Below are 2,685 nucleotides of genomic sequence, written 5' to 3' on the forward strand. Positions count from 1 at the left end.
CCCGGATGCATCGCCGCATATCCGGTCTATGTCTTCCAGACTGAAAGCACGGACCGGCTGCCTTTCTCCGGGCAATGTGATTTCCACCCGCGGAAATCCAACCGCCGCGACCATCCTGCGTTCCAGGTCCAGCTGCCTTTTCCAAAGGCGCTGCGTTTCGTCATATGCTTCCAGCCATTGCCGCCAAAGGTCCAGCGCGGGATCGCAGGCGGAGCTGCCGGCCAGCATCTCGGTGGCGCCCCCGCCATGTTCAAACGGCCATGTCGCCGTCGCTGCCATCGTGCCCGCAAGCAACATCCTGCGCGTGACGGAAGGCAAAGTCGTGGTATCGTCCGAATCAGCCATTGATCCGAGCTCCTATCAGCTTGGGTTGTGGTCAGGCTGCTAATGATGGTCGCAACATCGTTGGCAGCCGCTCTTTCAGGCGAACAAAATCGTACCGCAGATACGATAATGCAAGCCGGTTCATGGATCAACAGAAATCGTATCAGTGTTACGAAATGAATTCTATTCAGTGCCGAATGGCGCGGGCCGCACTTGGTTGGGGAACTCGGGACTTAGCTCGAAATGCTAATGTTTCTCCCGACACCGTTGCTCGTTTTGAACGTGGCGAGAACTTGAAAAGCACGACGGTTGCGGCCCTGCGCGCAGCGTTCGAAGCTGGGGGCGTCGAGTTCATTCCGGAGAACGGCGGCGGTCCGGGCGTGCGACTGGCGAAGAAGACCACGCGTTGATGACAAGCAGCCCGGATGAGACCCGGCATCGCGGGCGCTCAATCTCTTTGCCGATATACTGACACTGTCGATCGACCGGATTTATGCTTCTGATGGAGTCGGCCGAGAGCGACGAGCCTATTCAAGTGCCCGTATGTTAGCATCTCCGTTATTTAAGGATTGACGGGATTCTTTAAATAGCGCCACGCCGCCATGATGTCTTCATGACCGATTCCGACCTCGTTTCGGACGTTCGAAGCGTTGCGGTGTTCCCTGAGAGCAGTCATTTAGACACGAATGGAGGGGCGCGTGTTCTGCTTTCTTTCTGCGATAGATTTCGATGCTTCTGCGCTTGGTGACGGAAATGTTGAAAGCCGAAGGTCGTGACCCTAGTCGCTCGAGCGATCTGGAGAGGGCACGAATGCCTTCAACAGCTCGGCAAGTCCGCTTTCAAAATCGTCGAGCATTGGCCCACGCCGTTGGTTTCCTTCCCGGGCAGCTACAGCGAGGGCGGCGCCATGGACGTAATCGACGAGAATGTGGGTCCAACGCAAGGAGCGTTGCGACGAGAGACCCAATTCGTTCAGGAGGCTGATCAGGTTTTCAGTTATCCTCGTTGCGTGATCGGGGAAAACCGACGGCCGGGCAAAGATCGCCAAGGTCAAAGCTGGATGCAGGACCACTTTGGAGTAGTAGGCCATGAGGAGGCCGCGCAAACGTGCATTCGCGTCGTCCGTTTCTGGCGCAGCCACGTCGGCATACACCCATTCGGCCAATGACCTGATCAAGCCATCCCGATCCTTAAAGTGGTGATAGATCGTCATGGGATTGATGCCCACGCGCACCGCCAAAGCACGCATGGTTAAGCGGTCGAGACCGTCAGCATCGAGTATGCTCAACGCATCTGAAAGAATGCGCTCCGGTGAAACCGTGTTTCCGTCTGATGACGGCCGACCTCGCCCCCTTGCTGTCATCTTATCACTTCATAACGAGATTGAACCAATCCAGAAGGAAAAGACCTTGTGCTTTTGTGCCAAAGCTCCACATCGCGCTGACCGCCGCCGAAAAGAGGGCGGCCAGTGCCGAGCAAGATTGGCACCCTCGTGATCACCATGTCATCGATCAGGTCGAGTGCGAGAAAGGATTGAATGATGCGTCCCCCATCCACATAGGCACGGCGCGCACCCTCGGATTGAAGCATCGCCATCGCATCTTCCGGGGACTTGTCGGAAAAGCGCACCTTATCGCTCAACTCCGAAGGAACCGCCTGTTGCGCTAGCTGTGCCGACAAGACCAGTACCGGTCGGTTATAGAACCACTCTCCCATGCTTCGGACCGACTCGTAGGTGCCCCGCCCCATCACGATGACGTCGATGTCTCGTATGAAGTCGTCGTAACCATGATCCTCGCCGGCCTGATCGTGCTTGAGCAGCCAATCTATGTCCCCGCTTTCGCGTGCGATAAAGCCATCAAGGCTCGTTGCAATGAATACGTGCCCGGTGATCATCTTCCACTCTCACTAATTATACATTGTATAAATAGTGAGAGTGGATGTTTGTCAAGGAGCTCGACTGTCCGCTCCCGCCCTCGCCGCGCCGAAAGCCGACAGTCCGCTTCCCACCCCATTTCGGTCGCAAGCTGTCGCGCAAATCCTAAAACCTGCAACAGATCGGCCCTGCGCGAAAAATCAGTGGCTGATAACGTAAAGAATCTTTCGCACTTTCAGAATTGACGGCTGCTTCTACAATGACGGAAGGAGCGAAAGGATGGACGACGAGAAGGATGCGGCGATGGGTCAGGTGATCCGGATCGATGAAGCGCGGATCAAGCACTGGCACATAACGTGAGAACGTGTCGACCACCGTCAGCACCCGCAGTTTCTTTCCGGTGGCGAGTTGATCGTGCACGAAATCCATCGCCCACACATCGTTCGGGCCGACAGCTGTCTGACGATCTTCCCGAAGCTTCGCCC

At 56.3% G+C, this 2,685-nt stretch carries 3 protein-coding genes and 2 pseudogenes; 1 reads left to right on the top strand and 4 read right to left on the bottom strand.

The window, feature by feature from the left end:
• Positions 1 to 345 (bottom strand): annotated as a pseudogene (locus tag ATN84_RS16140) (hypothetical protein); the annotation flags it as partial.
• A 155-nt stretch (positions 346 to 500) separates the two neighbouring features.
• Here ATN84_RS16140 and ATN84_RS16145 point away from each other — a divergent pair.
• The gene (locus tag ATN84_RS16145; RefSeq protein WP_201026390.1) at positions 501 to 734 is read left to right on the top strand and encodes a helix-turn-helix domain-containing protein; all 234 of its coding nucleotides are present in this window, start codon (positions 501 to 503) and stop codon (positions 732 to 734) included.
• A 368-nt stretch (positions 735 to 1,102) separates the two neighbouring features.
• Here the strand turns inward: ATN84_RS16145 and ATN84_RS16150 are convergent, their stop codons facing one another.
• The 3 genes and pseudogenes from ATN84_RS16150 to ATN84_RS26960 all read right to left on the bottom strand — a co-directional run.
• On the bottom strand, positions 1,103 to 1,687 hold the full coding sequence (locus ATN84_RS16150; RefSeq protein WP_068882720.1) for a TetR/AcrR family transcriptional regulator: 585 nt from the start codon (positions 1,685 to 1,687) through the stop codon (positions 1,103 to 1,105).
• Complete coding sequence (locus ATN84_RS16155; RefSeq protein WP_068882721.1) at positions 1,684 to 2,220, bottom strand: dihydrofolate reductase family protein; 537 nt, start codon at positions 2,218 to 2,220, stop codon at positions 1,684 to 1,686. The genes ATN84_RS16150 and ATN84_RS16155 overlap by 4 nt, the downstream gene beginning before the upstream one ends.
• A gap of 310 nt (positions 2,221 to 2,530) precedes the next feature.
• Positions 2,531 to 2,685: pseudogene (locus tag ATN84_RS26960) on the bottom strand (DDE-type integrase/transposase/recombinase); the annotation flags it as partial.

Source organism: Paramesorhizobium deserti (assembly GCF_001558695.1).
Taxonomy (GTDB): Bacteria; Pseudomonadota; Alphaproteobacteria; order Rhizobiales; family Rhizobiaceae; genus Paramesorhizobium; species Paramesorhizobium deserti.